Raw genomic sequence first — 15,305 nt, 5'->3', positions numbered from 1 at the left:
GATGAATGAAATCAAGCTAGACACGGATCTCGCCATTCGCATGCGCGGGGTCACCAAGATCTTCGGCGATGATCCGCAAAGCGCCCTGGACCTGCTCCGCACGGGCAAGACCAAGACCGAGGTGCAGGCCGAAACCAATCATGTGGTGGGGCTGGACAATGTCTCGCTCGACATCGCGCGTGGCCAGATCTTTGTGGTCATGGGCCTGTCCGGCTCGGGCAAGTCGACCCTGATCCGCCACGTCAACCGGCTGATCGAGCCAACTGCGGGCGAGATCATCGTGGATGGCACCGATGTGCTCAAGATGAGCCTGGAAGAGCTTCGGGCCTATCGCCGCAATTCGGTGGCCATGGTGTTCCAGAAGTTCGGCCTCTTGCCGCATCGCTCGGTCATCGACAATGTCGCCTATGGCCTGGAAGTGCGCGGCGTGCCCAGGGCCGAACGACTGGAGCAGGCCGCCAAGTGGATCGATACGGTGGGGCTGTCGGGCTATGAGCAGAGCCGGCCCCGCCAGCTCTCGGGCGGGCAGCAGCAACGCGTCGGCCTGGCCCGCGCCCTAGCGCTCGACACCGACATCATCCTGATGGACGAAGCCTTTTCCGCGCTCGACCCGCTGATCCGCTCAGGGATGCAGGATCAGTTGATCGAACTGCAGAAAACGCTGGGAAAGACCATCTTGTTCATTACCCACGATTTCGATGAAGCGCTCAAGATCGCCGACCGCATTGCCGTGCTCAAGGATGGGGCGGTGCAGCAGGAGGGCAAGCCAGAGGACATCGTGCTCAAGCCCGCCAATGAGCATATCGAGGAGTTCGTGCGCGAGGTGAACAAGGCCCGTGCCATCCATGTCCGCACCATCATGGAGCGCGGCGCGTTCGAGGCGTGCGAATTCACCGTACCCGAAACGGCGCGCTGCGAGGATGTATTGCCCTATTTTGCCGAGCACCAATGGGTGGGGGTCACCAATGAGGAGGGCACCCAGATCGGCCGGGTCACGGCCAAGCGCGTCATCGGCGCCCTGGCCCGCTATACCCCCGGCGTCGGCGAGGGCTGACGCGTCAGTCTTTCGTTAAGCCTGATTCGAGGGGCGGCACGCCTTGTCATCGGTCTGTTATGGACGATGAATAGGGTGCCGCCCCTTTTTGCTTGGCGAAGAATTACTGTCATAATTTCAATCATTTAGCATTCGTTCAGACTTGATGGGCAATTCTTGCCGCGGCCGCTGTTTCGCCGACCAGGTCTTGCTGCATGCGTATTCGCCCCGCCTTCGCCAATGTCAACGATGCCTATCATCGGCTGCGCCTAGCCGTGGGGCTGGTGGCTGGCCTGCTGCTGGCGCTGAGCCTGTTTTGCCTGTTTACCGGAGAGATGTCTGCCTATGTCAGTGCTGCCATGGCGGTATTGTCGGGGATCATTCCGGTCATCATGTCGGTGGCGCATCGTCTTATGCGCCGGCGGCTTGCCGAAGCGGAAAGCGCCATGACCGAGCAGCTCGACATGGCCCATCGCGACGCGCTGACCGGCACGTTCACCCGGTCCTATTTTCTCGATGAGCTGCAGGCACGGGCGCATCGCGGATCGCTCGGTGCGCTGGGCTATCTGCAGATCGACATGGACAATCTCAAGGTGCTCAATGACAGCGCCGGGCATGGCGCGGGCGATGCCGCTCTCAAGGCGCTGGTGCGCGACATGCAGGCGCTGATGCCGGGCGCCATTATCGGACGGCTGGGCGGCGACGAGTTCGGGGTGCTGATCCCCGGCCATGACAACAAGCCGGCGCTGTGCCGGCTGGGCGAGCAATTGCTGCGCCAGCTTGGACAGCCGCATAATATTGACGGGCGCATGACCCGGCTGTCGGCCACCATCGGGGTGGCGCTGGCCCCGCTCGACAGCGACGATCCAACCGACCTGATCGCCATTGCCGATCTGGCACTGTACAAGGGCAAGCAGACCGGCCGGGGCTGCGTGGTGCCCTTTGATCCGGACATGCTGGGGGATGAGCGGCATCGCCGTTTTGTCGAACGCGAACTGCGCGCGGCCATATTGATGGATGAGCTGGAGCTGCACTATCAGCCCGTTCTCGACAGTCAGACACGCCAGGTGCGCTCCTACGAGGCGCTGGTGCGCTGGCGGCACCAGGTGCGCGGCACCATAGCGCCGGGTCAGTTCATCGACGTGGCCGAACAGAGCAATCTGATCGACCGGCTGGGCGTATGGGTGCTACGGCGGGCCTGCGCCGACCAGCGCCGGCTGGGCCATCCCGTGGCCATCAATGTCTCGCCCAAGCAATTGCGCCGCAGCGAATTTGCCGAGGCCTTCGCCGATATCCTGGTGGAGACAGGCACGTCTGTGACCGAAATCATTGTCGAGATCACCGAGAATGCACCGCTGGTTGCGGGAAGCGTGGAAATGGAAACCCTGGCCGAGTTGCGGGCCATGGGGGTGCGCATTGCTATTGATGATTTCGGCGCGGGCCATGCGAGCCTGCATTATCTGCGCGACTTCACCTTCGATATCATCAAGATCGACCGGGCCTATGTGTCCGAATTCACCACCAATCCGGTCAGTGCCATGATCGTGTCGGCAGTGTGCGATATTGCGCGCAGCCTGTCGCTGCAGGTGGTGGCCGAGGGCATAGAGACTGAAGAACAGGCGCAGGCGCTGGCGGCCGCCGGTTGCACAGGCCTGCAGGGCTTCCATCTTGGCCGGCCCCAGCCGTTGACGCGCGACAAGGTGATCTGCGCTGCCTGAGGGGCATTCTGACAGGCTTATGACAGCTTTGCGCCCGTGCCAGTTGCGTCACCGGTAGCCGCGTGGCTATAACGGGCCGTCGCAGCCTCTGGCTTATGGGAGTATCGAGCCTTGGAATTGAAGCGGATCAACGATCACGTCAGCGTCTCGGGTCAAATCCAGCCGGAAGACGTGAAAACGCTCAAGGATCTCGGCTTTACTGCCATCGTCAACAATCGCCCCGATGGGGAAGCGCCCGACCAGCCGGCCGGCGCCGAGATCGAGGCGGCTGCCAAAGCAGCGGGGCTGGCCTATCATGCCATTCCACTCGGCCGCGACGGCGTGAACCCGGAGATGGTTGCCCAGACCAAAGCCGTGCTTGAGGGGAGCGACGGCAAGGTGTTCTGTTTCTGCCGTTCGGGAACACGCTCGACCACGCTCTGGGCGCTGAGCCAGGCCGGGGATGCCCCAGCCAGCCAGATCATCGCCCAGGCGGCAGAGGCCGGCTATGACATGAGCCATCTGGCCGGATATCTCGGCCAGAACTGAGACTGAACATTTCTGCGGCGGTCGGACGGACCTCCGTCCTCCTTCCGTTGCGGTGCTGAGCCGGGCCTGAAATCAGGCCCTTTGCCCCTCCTGCTCGGAACGGACATCCATGCCCATCAAGAAAATTCTCGTCGCCAATCGCAGCGAAATCGCCATCCGCGTATTCCGCGCGGCCAATGAACTGGGTCTCAAGACCGTCGCCGCCTATGCTGAAGAAGACAAGCTGGCGCTGCACCGGTTCAAGGCCGACGAGGCCTATCTGATCGGCAAGGGCAAGGGCCCGGTCGAAGCCTATCTGCAGATCGAGGAATATATCCGCATCGCCCGCATCTCGGGTGCCGATGCGATTCACCCCGGCTATGGCCTGCTTTCGGAGAGCCCCGAATTTGTCGATGCCTGCGAGGATGCCGGCATCATCTTTATCGGCCCGCGGTCCCAGACGATGCGCGATCTGGGCAACAAGGTCGCCGCCCGCAATATGGCGATCAAGGCCAATGTGCCGGTGGTGCCGGCCACCGAGGCGCTGCCCGACGACATGGACGCGGTCAAGAAGATGGCCGCCGAAATCGGCTATCCGCTGATGCTCAAGGCAAGCTGGGGTGGCGGCGGGCGCGGCATGCGCCGCATCATGGATGAATCCACCCTGGTGGCCGAAGTCTCGGAAGGCAAGCGCGAGGCCAAGGCCGCGTTCGGCAAGGACGAAATGTATCTCGAAAAGCTGATCGAGCGCGCCCGCCATGTCGAGGTGCAGCTCATCGGCGACGATCACGGCAATCTGGTGCATCTTTTCGAGCGCGACTGCTCGGTGCAGCGGCGCAACCAGAAAGTGGTCGAGCGTGCGCCCGCGCCCTATCTTTCCGACGCGGTGCGCAAGAGCCTTACCGATGCCGCTGTGCGCCTTGGCCAGGCTGCCAATTATCGCGGCGCCGGCACCGTTGAATTCCTGATGGATGCCGATACCGATGAATTCTACTTCATCGAAGTCAATCCGCGCATCCAGGTGGAGCACACGGTCACCGAGGAAGTGACCGGCATCGACATCGTCAAGGCGCAGATCCACCTGCTCGACGGGGCCGTCATCGGCACCCCGGAATCGGGCGTGCCACGCCAGGAAGACATCAAGCTCAATGGCAATGCCATTCAGTGCCGGGTGACCACCGAAGACCCCGAACAGAACTTCATTCCCGACTATGGCCGCATCACCGCCTATCGCGGCGCCACCGGCTTTGGCGTGCGTCTCGATGGCGGCACGGCCTATTCGGGCGCGGTCATCACCCGCTACTACGATCCGCTGCTGGAAAAGGTCACGTGCTGGGCGCCCAGCGCCGAAGAGGCGATTGCCCGCATGCATCGGGCCCTGCGCGAGTTCCGCATTCGTGGCGTCGCCACCAATCTGGCGTTCCTCGAAAACATCATCACCCATGCCGATTTTGTCGAGAACCGCTACACCACGCGCTTCATCGACACGACGCCGGACCTGTTCAATTTCAAGCCGCGCAAGGACCGGGCGACCAAGCTCTTGAGCTATATCGCCGATGTCACGGTCAACGGCCATCCCGAAGTGCGCGACCGGCCACGTCCTCCTGAAGATGCCGCCGCGCCCATCGTGCCCGAATTTCCGGCTCTGTCGGTCATCGAAGGCAGCCGGCAGGTGCTGGATCGCGATGGCCCGAAGGGCCTGGCAAAATGGATGAAGGACCAAAAGCGGGTCCTGTTCACCGACACCACCATGCGCGATGCGCATCAATCGCTGCTGGCGACGCGCATGCGGTCCTTCGACATCACCCGCATTGCCCAGGCCTATTCGCGCGGCCTGCCGAACCTCTTCAGTCTTGAATGCTGGGGCGGTGCCACCTTCGACGTCTCGATGCGCTTCCTCAACGAAGACCCGTGGGAGCGGTTGCGGCAGGTGCGCGAAGGCGCGCCCAATATCCTGACGCAGATGCTGCTGCGCGGCTCAAACGGGGTGGGTTACACCAATTATCCCGACAATGTCGTCAAGTTCTTCGTCAAGCAGGCCGCCGAGGGTGGTGTCGACATCTTCCGCGTCTTTGACTGCCTGAACTGGGTCGAGAACATGCGCGTCTCGATGGACGCGGTGATCGAGGCCGACAAGGTGTGCGAGGGTGTGGTCTGCTATACCGGCGACATGCTGGACCCCGACCGGGCCAAGTACGACCTGAAATATTATGTGGCGCTTGCCAAGGAGCTGGAAGCGGCCGGCGCGCATGTGCTGGGCCTGAAGGACATGGCGGGGCTGATGAAGCCGGCTGCCGCGCGCAAGCTGATTGCGACGCTGAAGGAAGAGATCGGCCTGCCGATTCATCTTCATACCCATGACACTTCGGGCGCTGCAGCAGCCACGGTGCTGGCGGCTGTCGATGCCGGCGTCGATGCGGTCGATGCAGCAATGGATGCTCTTTCGGGTACCACCAGCCAGCCCACGCTGGGGTCGCTGGTCGCGGCCACGGCCGATACCGATCGCGATCCTGGGCTGGACGCCAAGGCGATCCGGCAGATTTCGTTCTATTGGGAAGCCGTGCGCACCCAGTACCGGGCCTTCGAGAGCGATCTCAAGGGTGGCGCCTCGGAAGTCTATCTGCACGAAATGCCGGGCGGCCAGTTCACCAATCTCAAGGAGCAGGCGCGCTCGCTGGGCCTGGAAACCCGCTGGCACGAGGTCGCCCAGACCTATGCCGACGTCAACCAGATGTTCGGCGACATCGTCAAGGTAACGCCGAGCTCCAAGGTGGTGGGTGACATGGCGCTGGCCATGGTTTCGGCCGGCATCACCCGCGCCGATGTGGAAAATCCGGACAAGGACATCGCCTTCCCCGACAGCGTGGTCGGTTTCTTTGCCGGGGATCTGGGCCAGCCGCCGGGCGGCTTCCCGGAAAAGCTGCAAAAGAAGGTGCTCAAGGGCAAGACGGCGCTGACCGAGCGGCCCGGCTCCTATTTGAAGGATGTCGATCTTGAAGCCGAGCGCGCAAAGATCTCCGAGGAGGTCGGGCATCCGGTCGATGATTATCGCCTCGCATCATATTTGATGTACCCGAAAGTCTATTCGGATTTTGAAAAGACCCAGGAGATGTACGGCCCCACCGAAGTGCTGCCCACGCCGGTCTATTTCTATGGGCTGCAGGAAGGCGACGAACTGCTGGTCGATATCGAAAAGGGCAAGACGCTGGTGGTCACCTATCAGGGCCGCGCCCCGACCAATGAAAAGGGTGAAGTGCGCTGCTTTTTCGATCTTAACGGCCAGCCGCGCACCATCACCGTGCCCGATCGTCTCAAGGCCGGCGACGTGGTCGTACGGGCAAAGGCGGTAGCAGGTGATCCCAAGCAGGTCGGCGCCCCCATGCCCGGCGTCATCTCGACCCTGGCGGTCAAGCTGGGCCAGGCGGTCAAGGCCGGTGACGTGCTCTGCTCGATCGAAGCCATGAAGATGGAAACCGCCATCCATGCGGAAACCGATGGCACCGTGGCCGAACTCTTGATCAAGCCCGGTGACCAGATCGACGCCAAGGATTTGCTGGTGCGGCTGGAGTAAATCATAAAGGCCCGGAGCGATCCGGGCCTTACTTCATGCGGGTCGCACTGCGTTTATTTCCGCCGCGCCGTGCCATCCACGGTCGGGCCATACTTGCCAGAATAGACCTTGGCCGGCACCGGCAGGCGGGAGACGATCCAGCTTACCATCAGCGGCACCAGGATTATGTCATCCACCCAGCCGAGCAGGGGGATGAAATCGGGCAGGATGTCGAACGGGTTCACCAGATAGAAGGCGACGAACAGCGTCGCGGCCTTGAGGTGAAATGGCGTCTCGGGCGCCCGGAAGGCTTTCCAGAGCTGCACGACTTCCTTGCGGAACAGAACGAGGCGGGTGAGGAGCATGGTCATCATGCTTGATAGATGGGGTGGCGCGAACCGCGTTCAAGATCAGCACGATCACAATTGAGGCGGCGCGATTGCCGGCCATCCCTCCTCGTCAAACCCGAGTGGCGTCAGCGCCAGTTTGGGCAGGCCGCCCTGATCGCGGTCATACCAGTGATAGGCCAGCCAGGGCGCGCCATCGCGCAGGAACACCTCCTGCCCACCCGGCCCACGGACGCGCCCATCCGAGGCGAGCAGTTCGGTGCCGCCGCCCTCGAGCATGGGCGTGCCGTTCCGGTCGCGATAGGGCCCGGTGATCGTGTCGGCCCGGCCTACCATGATGCGATAGGTCGATGCCGTGCCGGCGCAGCATTTGTCGAAGGAGACAAAGAGATAGAACTGCCCGTCCCGTTCGAGAATGGCCGGGGCCTCGATGGCGCCGCCGCCGCGCGAGGCCAGTGGCTTTCGCTCCACGCCGGGCAGAGCAAGACCGGTGGCGGGATCAAGTTCGACCATGCCGATGCCGTCCCAGAACGAGCCGAAGGCGAGCCAGGCCCTGCCGCCGCTATCGATGCGGAATGGGTCGATAGCGTTGAAATCATCGCTTCGATGGGAGCGGAGAACGATGCCCCGGTCCACCCAGCCGGCGGTGGGATCGGAGGCCTCAAGATCGCTATTGGTCATCAGGCCGATGGCGCTGTCATTGCGGCCAAAGCTGGAGGCGGCGTAGTAGAGATAATAAGTGCCATCTTTCTCGAAGACGGAAGGGGCCCATAGATTGGGCGGGGTCAGGCCCAGCTCCGCGCTGACCCAGTCGGGCATGCCGCCGGGCAGGGCGCCGCCTTCCTGCCAGTCAAGACCGTCGGGGGAGGTCTTGGTGCGGATCTGCCCGCCATCGGGCGCCCGTTCGACCCCGGTGGCAAAAGAAACCAGCCCGTCCTCAAGCACGGCAATCGTGGGATCGTGAATGGCGATATTGCCGGTCAGCGGTGCTGCCGACGCGGGCTGCGCCATGGCGGCCAGCAGGAGGAGCCCCATGGGCAGCGTCTTGGGCTTTGGCATCGATCCTCCCCGATCACGCAAGCGTAACATTGCGTCTCTAGCCTTGCGGGCTTATCTGTGGCGCAAACACGAGGTGATACTATGGCCGGACCGGCAGCGCGCAGGCAATCGGTGGGCGTCAATGTGGGTGGCGTCATGGTGGGGGGTGGCGCCCCGGTGGTCGTGCAGTCCATGACCAATACCGATACCGCTGACATCGACGCGACAGTGCGCCAGGTCATGCAACTGGCCCGTGCCGGCTCGGAAATCGTGCGTATCACCGTGGACCGGGATGAAAGCGCCGCCGCCGTGCCGATCATCCGCGACCGGTTGGCCTCCATGGGCTATGACGTGCCGCTGGTGGGCGACTTTCATTACATCGGCCACAAGCTGCTGACAGACCACCCGGCCTGCGCCGAGGCCCTGGCGAAATACCGCATCAATCCGGGCAATGTGGGCTTCAAGGCCAAGCGCGACACCCAGTTTGCCACGCTCATTGAAATTGCCAACCGCTATGACAAGCCAGTGCGTATCGGGGTCAATTGGGGCTCGCTCGACGAGGAATTGCTGACCCGCCTGATGGATGAGAATGCGGCGTCGGACACGCCGATTTCGGCCGCTGCGGTGCAGCGCGAGGCGATCATTCAGTCGGCGCTGCTCTCGGCTGCCCGCGCCGAGGAACTGGGCATGGGCCGCGACAAGATCCTGCTTTCCACCAAGGTGAGCGATGTGCAGCACCTGATTGCCGTCTATCAGGATCTGGCGGCACGCTGCGACTATGCCCTGCATCTGGGGCTCACCGAAGCCGGCATGGGGTCCAAGGGCATTGTCGCGTCTTCGGCGGCGCTGGGCATCCTCCTGCAGCAGGGGATTGGCGACACCATTCGCATTTCCCTGACCCCCGAACCGGGCGGTGACCGCACGACGGAAGTGAAAGTCGCGCAGGAGTTGCTGCAGACCATGGGCTTCCGCCAATTCCTGCCGGTGGTGGCGGCCTGCCCGGGTTGCGGGCGCACCACCTCGACGACGTTCCAGACGCTGGCCAAGGATATTCAGGATCACCTCAACACCTCCATGCCCGAATGGCGTGAGCGCTATCCGGGCGTCGAGACACTGTCGGTGGCGGTGATGGGCTGCATCGTCAACGGTCCGGGCGAAAGCAAGCATGCCAATATCGGCATTTCGCTGCCCGGCACGGGGGAAACCCCGGCGGCGCCGGTCTTTGTGGATGGGGCAAAAGTCGCGACCCTCAGGGGTGCCGATGTGGCCGATCAGTTCAAGGCCATGGTGGCCGACTATATCGAGCGCAAATTCGGTTCCGGCAAGCAGAACGCCGCCGAATAGGGCTCAGCCGAGCGTGATCCGGTCGCGGCCATCATTCTTGCTGACATAGAGCAGATTGTCGGCACGGTCATAGATCTGGTCGAGCGTTTCAAGCCCGCCCAGCGCGGTGGCACCGATGCTGACTGACAGGTTCGCGCCGACGGGCAGGGCGATGCGGCCGATATTGTTGCGCATGGTTTCAAGGATTGAGCGGGCATGTTCAAGGCCGGTGCCGTAAAGCAGCACGGCGAACTCCTCGCCGCCCAGACGGGCGGCCATGTCCATGGGGCGCCGTGCCGTATCGCCGATGACATCGGCAACCTGCCGCAATGCCTCGTCCCCCGCTGTGTGGCCGAAACGGTCGTTGAAGGCCTTGAAGTGGTCGATATCGATTACCGCCAGCACCAGGGGCTCGTCGGTGCGCCCGGCATGGGCGATGGCGGCGGCGGCATGACGCTGGAACAGGCGGCGATTGGCCAGATCGGTCAGCGGATCGAACTGGGCCTGATGCAGCAGGATAGCGCCGAGCAGGAATTGCCGGCGATGGGCATATTCGCGCAGATAAGCCCCCACCGCAGCCACCGGAACGGCCATGATCATCACGGCCAGCAGCATCATCTGCGCCTGCCAGAGATCTGGCTGCAGCACGGTAATGCCGGCAATGGTGGTGAAGGCCACCATGGCGATGCTGGCGGCAAGGGCGCGGTAAAAGCGCAGGCCGATGGGCAGGAAGGCCGCCATCACCACCACGATCTGGGCGGTGTCGGCCGATGGGATGCCATTGGCCTTGTAGATCACGGCGGTCAGGGCAACAGCCAGGCAGAGCAGCAGGTAGACCGTAAAGGCCTTGGTCTCGAGCAGTTCGGGCCGGCTCAGCCGCGGCAGCAGGCAGGCCAGCAGCAGAGCCAGCACCAGCCAGCGCGCGCCGAGCAGGACCATGATATCGGGCGCCGGGGGCCAGGTGGCATAAAGGTCGAGCCGTACGACATCGAAGATGGCAAAGCCGCCCCAGATGATCAGCGCGGACAGGGTGATGATCAACACCGGCCGTTGGGCCTCAGCCACGACCAGGCGCTGATATTGTGCTTCCAGCGCCGGCGCAAAGCGCAGCCTGCGGAATCCTTGCCGCAACTGCGCCTCGCAGGCTTCGCCCGTGGGCGCGTCCGGTCCGGTGTAGAACGATGTTGCTAGCGTGTTCGGCACCGTAAGGAACCTCGCAAAGGGACCGGAATGGCCCCGCTCTGAACGTGGACTATGCCAAGCGAGCGTTGCGAAGCTGTAAAATTTTCCGCCAGGATGTCATGCCTGCCACTCGGGGAGCGGGAAGAGCCGGTCATAGGCCCAGTTAAAGACCAGCGCATAGCCCATGTAGAACAGCGCAAAGGCCAGATCCATCACCAGCGCCTGCCAGAGCGAAATGCCCAGATAATGCGCGATTAGCGGCATCAGCATGATCAGCAGGCCGATCTCGAACAATACCGCATGGGCAATGCGCACCGGGCCGGATTTGAGCGTGGTGCCGGTAAACCTGTTCAGTACCCTGTCGAAAACCAGGTTGTAGACATAGTTCCAGACCATGGCGACGGTGGCGCTGCCCACGATGATGACGGCGCTGTCGCCGGCATGCAGGTGAAAGGCGAAGGCCGCCAGTGGCGTGGCAATCAGGATGCCGATGATTTCGAAGGAAATGGCGTGGCGAATACGGTCGGCGGTGGTCCGCATGGAAAGCTCCATGAGTTCCGGGCCGTCCCGAACGCTGATCCCGGAATGGGGGAGGTCGTCCTCGCTTGCCGGCTCGATATAGGCCCTGGGGCAAGACCGGGCAAGGCCGTTCGGGCATATCCGATAGTCTAGGGGTGCAGGGCAAAAACCCCGGCGCGTACCGGCGCGGTGCCACCCATGTCGTCCACCTGATAGGTGGCCAATGGCTCGAGCCGGTCGAGCGGCAGGCTGCGTCGAAACGGGTCGCCCACCAGAACGCGCGCGCCGCGCTTGGCCGCCGTCTCGAGCAGCGGAAGCGTATCGGCCACAATTGCAGGATCGTAGAACACATCGCCGGCCAGCACGATTGCTGCATCGGGCAGGTGCGGCAGTTCCCAAAGGGCGATCCCGGCCTGATTGGCCGCCGCATTGAGTTGCAGTGCCACACGCGCCACCGGGTCGGCATCCATGGCCCAGATCTGGCCTGCGCCCGCCTTGGCGGCGGCAAGACCCACCAGGCCCGAACCGGCGCCGAAATCGAGCACGGATTTGCCCGCCAGCTCTTGGGGATGATCGCGCAGATAGAGGCTCAGTGCTGCGCCGCCGCCCCAAGCATAGGCCCAATAGGGCGGGATATCGTCCAGCCCCTCGCTGGCCAGCCAGCCGATCAAGCCGCTTTGCGGGGTCGGCGTATAGATGGAAATATCGGGCCGGAACGGCAGGGCCCGCAGCGTCAGGCGCTGGGCAATGAAATTTTCGGCGCGCTGGGTCAGTCCGGCAATTGGCACGCATCCACCCATTTGCCGCCGCACAGCTCGGCGAGCCGGTCCACACTGAGCTTGACCGAGGAGTGTGTGTCGCCCGCGGCCGGAATCACCAGATCATAAATCCTGAGCGAGGTATCGAGGTAGATCTTCAGCGGCGCGGGCAGGCCGAAGGGACAGACCCCGCCGACCTGATGGCTGGTCAGGCGCAGCACATCCTCGGCGCCCAGCATGCGGGGCCGTCCACCAAAAGCAGCCTTGGATTTCTGGTTGTCGAGCCGCGCATCGCCGCGCGTGACCAGCAGGACTTCGTCGCCATTGACGCGGATGCACAAGGTCTTGGCGATCTGACCGGGTTCGACACCATGCACTTGCGCGGCCAGTTGCACCGTGGCCGTGGAATCGCTGGTGACGATGACCGAAAGATCGGGCGCGCGGGTGGCAAGATCGGCACGGACGGTATCAAGGCTCATGAACTATGTCTCAGAACAGGGTGGCGAGGCGCTCTTCGAAATCGGCGCGCATCTTGTAGTGGATCGGGGTCTTGAGCACACGCCGCATCAGCTCGGGTTCAATATCACGCTTGCCTTCAAGCGCCAGCAATTGGCTGACACTGATCCGGTCGCCCTCGAAGGGCACATGGATTACCGGTTCTCCCGGGCTGATCTGGCCCGGCTCAAGCACGCGGCAATAGGCGCCCGGCCGCCCGGCCCGGAAGAACTGCTTGACCCAGGCGGGGCTGCCCATGCGGACGGCAAAGACATTGCAGGGGGTACGGTGCGCGGTGACCTCAAGCACCACATCATCGATTTCGAAGCGATCGCCGACACAGACGCTGCGGCCTTCAACCCCGCCAATGGTGAGGTTCTCCCCAAAGGTGCCGGGCGCAATCTCGCGTTCGAGCGTTTCTTCCCAAAACGCGTAGTCGTCGGCGAAGTAGATATAGACCGCCTGGTCCACCCCGCCATGATGCTTGCGGTCGATGATGGCATCGCCGGCCAGCCCGTCCCGCGTCACTTCGATCTGGTCTTCTTCGCCCAGCGGCTCCTTGTAGATGCCGGTCATCGCCGATTTGGCGGGGATGGGCCGGGGCTGACCGATATTGACGCTTTGCAGAATGGCCATGGTCTAGTTCTCCCGGCTGGCAAAATAACGGGCGGTCGCGCGCAGGCCGTCTGCCCGAGGCCCAAATGTGCGCAGGGCCGAAATGGCTTCAGTAACGGTAGCCTCAAGCATGGCGCGGGCGCCATCGAGGCCCAGTCGGGCCACCACGGTCTGCTTGCCCAGGGCCGCGTCCTTGCCGGTTGCCTTGCCCATGGCTTCAGGCGTTGCCGTCACATCGAGAATATCGTCGGCCAGTTGAAAGGCACGGCCGGCGGCTTCGGCATAGGCTGTCATTGCCGAGAGCGCGCGCGGATCCGCGCCGCCCAGAATTGCGCCCATGCGCACCGCGGCGCGGATCAGGGCGCCGGTCTTCATCGCCTGCATGGTGGCAATCTCGGTTTCGGTAAAACCGCCCTGTTCCCCCTCGATATCGCGCATCTGCCCACCGACCATGCCGCCGACCCCGCTGCCGGCGGCCAGTTCGGCCACCAGCCGGATGCGCACCTCGGCATCGGGGTGGCAGGCCGGGTCGGCCAGAATGGCAAAGGCGTGGGTCAGCAGGGCGTCGCCGGCCAGAATGGCGGTGGCGTCGTCAAACGCCTTGTGGACCGTCGGACGCCCGCGCCGCAGGTCGTCATCGTCCATGGCTGGCAGATCGTCGTGGATCAGCGAATAGCAATGCACCATTTCCACGGCCATGCCGGCCAGAAGGCTGGTTTCGCGCGATATGGAAAAGATCGCCGCGGCCTGGCGCAGCAATAAGGGGCGCAGCCGCTTGCCGCCCTCCAGGCTCCCGTGCCGCATGGCCGCAACCATCCGGTCAGCCGCCGGACCGGGGCCGGAAAGCCGCGCGCCGGAGAGATAATCGGACAGCCCGGCCTCGATGGCCCGGGCACAATCGGCGCTGTCGGCGGCAAAGTCATACATGGGCTCGTTGCTAGCCGGTTGGCGATTGGGGGGCAAGGGGTGCGCGCCGGCATCCCCCTGATCCGTCGCTTCGCGCCACCTTCTCCCCGAGGGGGAGAAGAATGGTTCTGCGCTTGCCCCTTGTTCCTCTCCCACTCGGGGAGAGGTGGCTCGGCGTGGCCGGGTCGGTGAGGGGGTTGCATGATCGCAACCCTGAGGTCATGAGGATGGCCATGGCCCGGCGCAAAAAATCCTTCTGGCGGTTCCTCCGCATTCCTCTCGGCATCCTGGCCGTGCTGATTGCCATTCCGCTGGTGCTGACGCCTGTTTATCTCTTTGCCCAGCCGGTTTCCGTGCCCATGCTGTCGCGCCTGCTCACGGGCCAGGCGGTGACGCGCGAATGGCGCGATATCGCCGATATTTCGGACCGGCTGAAAGCCTCGATCATCCTGTCCGAAGACGGGCAGTTCTGCCGGCACTGGGGTGTGGATGTCAGCGCGCTGCGCATTGAGATCGACAATTACCTTGCCGGTCGCGAAACCCGCGGGGCCTCGACGCTGACCATGCAGGTGGCGCGCAATCTGTTCCTGTGGAACCAGCAAAGCGCCATCCGCAAGGCGCTCGAGGTGCCGCTGGCACTCTATATCGACCTGATCCTGCCCAAACGGCGGATCATGGAAATCTATCTCAATATCGCCGAATGGGGTCCCGAAGGCGAGTTCGGGGTTGCTGCCGGGTCGCTGCGCGCCTTTGGCCGCGAGCCGCAAAATCTCGACTGGCAGACGGCGAGCCTGTTGGCCGTTACCCTGCCCAACCCTATCCTGCGTAACCCGGCCCGCCCCAATGCAGGGCTGTTGCGGGTTGCGCGCATTGTCGAAAACCGGGCCCGCCAATATGGAGAGCGGGCAGCCTGCGTGGGACAGAATGGCCGGTTGGCGCTATGATGGCGTCAACACTTGGCCATGTTGGCATTTTGCGGTGCGAAACCCCCTAGCCAAGCCCGGTTTTCTCCTCTATAGACCCCACCAATCCTGACAGAGACACGTCTCTGGCCGCTTTTGGCGGCGCAACGATTTTGATTTTCGGAGTACCGACCATGGCTGTGCCAAAACGCAAGACCTCGCCGATGAAGCGCGGTTTCCGTCGCTCGGCCGACGCGATTGCCAACCCGTCCTATGTCGAAGACAAGGATTCGGGCGAGCTGCGTCGTCCGCACCACGTGGATCTCAAGACCGGCATGTATCGCGGTCGCCAGATTCTCGCGGCAAAGAAGTAAGCCGAAAGGCGAGCGGGCGCTGATGCGCTTTTTCTGAT

At 63.3% G+C, this 15,305-nt stretch carries 15 protein-coding genes; 7 read left to right on the top strand and 8 right to left on the bottom strand.

Annotated elements, in window-relative coordinates; genetic code table 11:
- Window position 1 precedes the first annotated feature (1 nt).
- The 4 genes from DDE76_RS10395 to pyc all read left to right on the top strand — a co-directional run bounded on the left by DDE76_RS10395 (window position 2) and on the right by pyc (window position 6,829).
- Entirely contained in the window at window positions 2–1,054 is a 1,053-nt protein-coding gene (locus tag DDE76_RS10395) for a quaternary amine ABC transporter ATP-binding protein (RefSeq protein ID WP_104892878.1), read from the top strand.
- Window positions 1,055–1,248: 194 nt separating this feature from the next.
- Window positions 1,249–2,751 (top strand): putative bifunctional diguanylate cyclase/phosphodiesterase, encoded by a 1,503-nt coding sequence (locus tag DDE76_RS10390; RefSeq protein ID WP_104892879.1) that lies wholly within the window; start codon window positions 1,249–1,251, stop codon window positions 2,749–2,751.
- Window positions 2,752–2,862: 111 nt separating this feature from the next.
- Entirely contained in the window at window positions 2,863–3,279 is a 417-nt protein-coding gene (locus tag DDE76_RS10385; protein WP_104892880.1) for a protein tyrosine phosphatase family protein, read from the top strand.
- A 109-nt stretch (window positions 3,280–3,388) separates the two neighbouring features.
- Window positions 3,389–6,829 carry a pyruvate carboxylase gene (gene pyc / locus DDE76_RS10380; RefSeq protein ID WP_104892881.1) on the top strand — a complete coding sequence of 1,147 codons (3,441 nt, stop codon included), beginning with the start codon at window positions 3,389–3,391 and terminating at the stop codon, window positions 6,827–6,829.
- 53 nt (window positions 6,830–6,882) lie between these two features.
- Here pyc and DDE76_RS10375 read toward each other — a convergent pair whose 3' ends face one another.
- Both DDE76_RS10375 and DDE76_RS10370 read right to left on the bottom strand, forming a co-directional pair.
- Window positions 6,883–7,173 carry a YkvA family protein gene (locus DDE76_RS10375; protein WP_157955752.1) on the bottom strand — a complete coding sequence of 97 codons (291 nt, stop codon included), beginning with the start codon at window positions 7,171–7,173 and terminating at the stop codon, window positions 6,883–6,885.
- A gap of 54 nt (window positions 7,174–7,227) precedes the next feature.
- On the bottom strand, window positions 7,228–8,214 hold the full coding sequence (locus DDE76_RS10370; RefSeq protein WP_104892883.1) for an arabinan endo-1,5-alpha-L-arabinosidase: 987 nt from the start codon (window positions 8,212–8,214) through the stop codon (window positions 7,228–7,230).
- Between the two features lie 81 nt (window positions 8,215–8,295).
- On the opposite strand from DDE76_RS10370, the gene ispG reads away from it, so the two are divergent.
- Window positions 8,296–9,537 carry a flavodoxin-dependent (E)-4-hydroxy-3-methylbut-2-enyl-diphosphate synthase gene (ispG, locus tag DDE76_RS10365; protein ID WP_104892884.1) on the top strand — a complete coding sequence of 414 codons (1,242 nt, stop codon included), beginning with the start codon at window positions 8,296–8,298 and terminating at the stop codon, window positions 9,535–9,537.
- A 3-nt stretch (window positions 9,538–9,540) separates the two neighbouring features.
- Here ispG and DDE76_RS10360 read toward each other — a convergent pair whose 3' ends face one another.
- The 6 genes from DDE76_RS10360 to DDE76_RS10335 form a co-directional block, all read right to left on the bottom strand.
- Window positions 9,541–10,719, bottom strand: a complete 1,179-nt coding sequence (locus DDE76_RS10360) for a GGDEF domain-containing protein (protein WP_104892885.1) — start codon at window positions 10,717–10,719, stop codon at window positions 9,541–9,543.
- A 96-nt stretch (window positions 10,720–10,815) separates the two neighbouring features.
- Window positions 10,816–11,238: a PACE efflux transporter gene (locus DDE76_RS10355; protein ID WP_104894854.1), complete on the bottom strand. Its 423-nt coding sequence runs from the start codon at window positions 11,236–11,238 to the stop codon at window positions 10,816–10,818.
- Between the two features lie 128 nt (window positions 11,239–11,366).
- Window positions 11,367–12,005: a class I SAM-dependent methyltransferase gene (locus tag DDE76_RS10350; RefSeq protein ID WP_157955751.1), complete on the bottom strand. Its 639-nt coding sequence runs from the start codon at window positions 12,003–12,005 to the stop codon at window positions 11,367–11,369.
- A complete protein-coding gene (locus tag DDE76_RS10345) occupies window positions 11,987–12,454 on the bottom strand; it encodes a YbaK/EbsC family protein (RefSeq protein ID WP_104892887.1) in 468 nt (155 codons plus the stop codon). Before DDE76_RS10345 ends, DDE76_RS10350 begins: the two co-directional genes overlap by 19 nt.
- Window positions 12,455–12,464: 10 nt before the next feature.
- Window positions 12,465–13,106 (bottom strand): MOSC domain-containing protein, encoded by a 642-nt coding sequence (locus tag DDE76_RS10340; protein WP_104892888.1) that lies wholly within the window; start codon window positions 13,104–13,106, stop codon window positions 12,465–12,467.
- 3 nt (window positions 13,107–13,109) lie between these two features.
- A complete protein-coding gene (locus DDE76_RS10335) occupies window positions 13,110–14,012 on the bottom strand; it encodes a polyprenyl synthetase family protein (RefSeq protein ID WP_104892889.1) in 903 nt (300 codons plus the stop codon).
- Between the two features lie 212 nt (window positions 14,013–14,224).
- On the opposite strand from DDE76_RS10335, the gene DDE76_RS10330 reads away from it, so the two are divergent.
- Both DDE76_RS10330 and rpmF read left to right on the top strand, forming a co-directional pair.
- Window positions 14,225–14,935, top strand: a complete 711-nt coding sequence (locus DDE76_RS10330) for a biosynthetic peptidoglycan transglycosylase (RefSeq protein WP_104894855.1) — start codon at window positions 14,225–14,227, stop codon at window positions 14,933–14,935.
- Window positions 14,936–15,087: 152 nt separating this feature from the next.
- The gene (rpmF, locus tag DDE76_RS10325; RefSeq protein WP_104892890.1) at window positions 15,088–15,267 is read left to right on the top strand and encodes a 50S ribosomal protein L32; all 180 of its coding nucleotides are present in this window, start codon (window positions 15,088–15,090) and stop codon (window positions 15,265–15,267) included.
- Window positions 15,268–15,305 lie beyond the last annotated feature (38 nt).

Origin of the sequence: Devosia indica (genome assembly GCF_003056405.1) — a bacterium.
GTDB classification, from domain to species: domain Bacteria; phylum Pseudomonadota; class Alphaproteobacteria; order Rhizobiales; family Devosiaceae; genus Devosia; species Devosia indica.
This window is presented reverse-complemented; position numbering and strand designations above follow the sequence as displayed.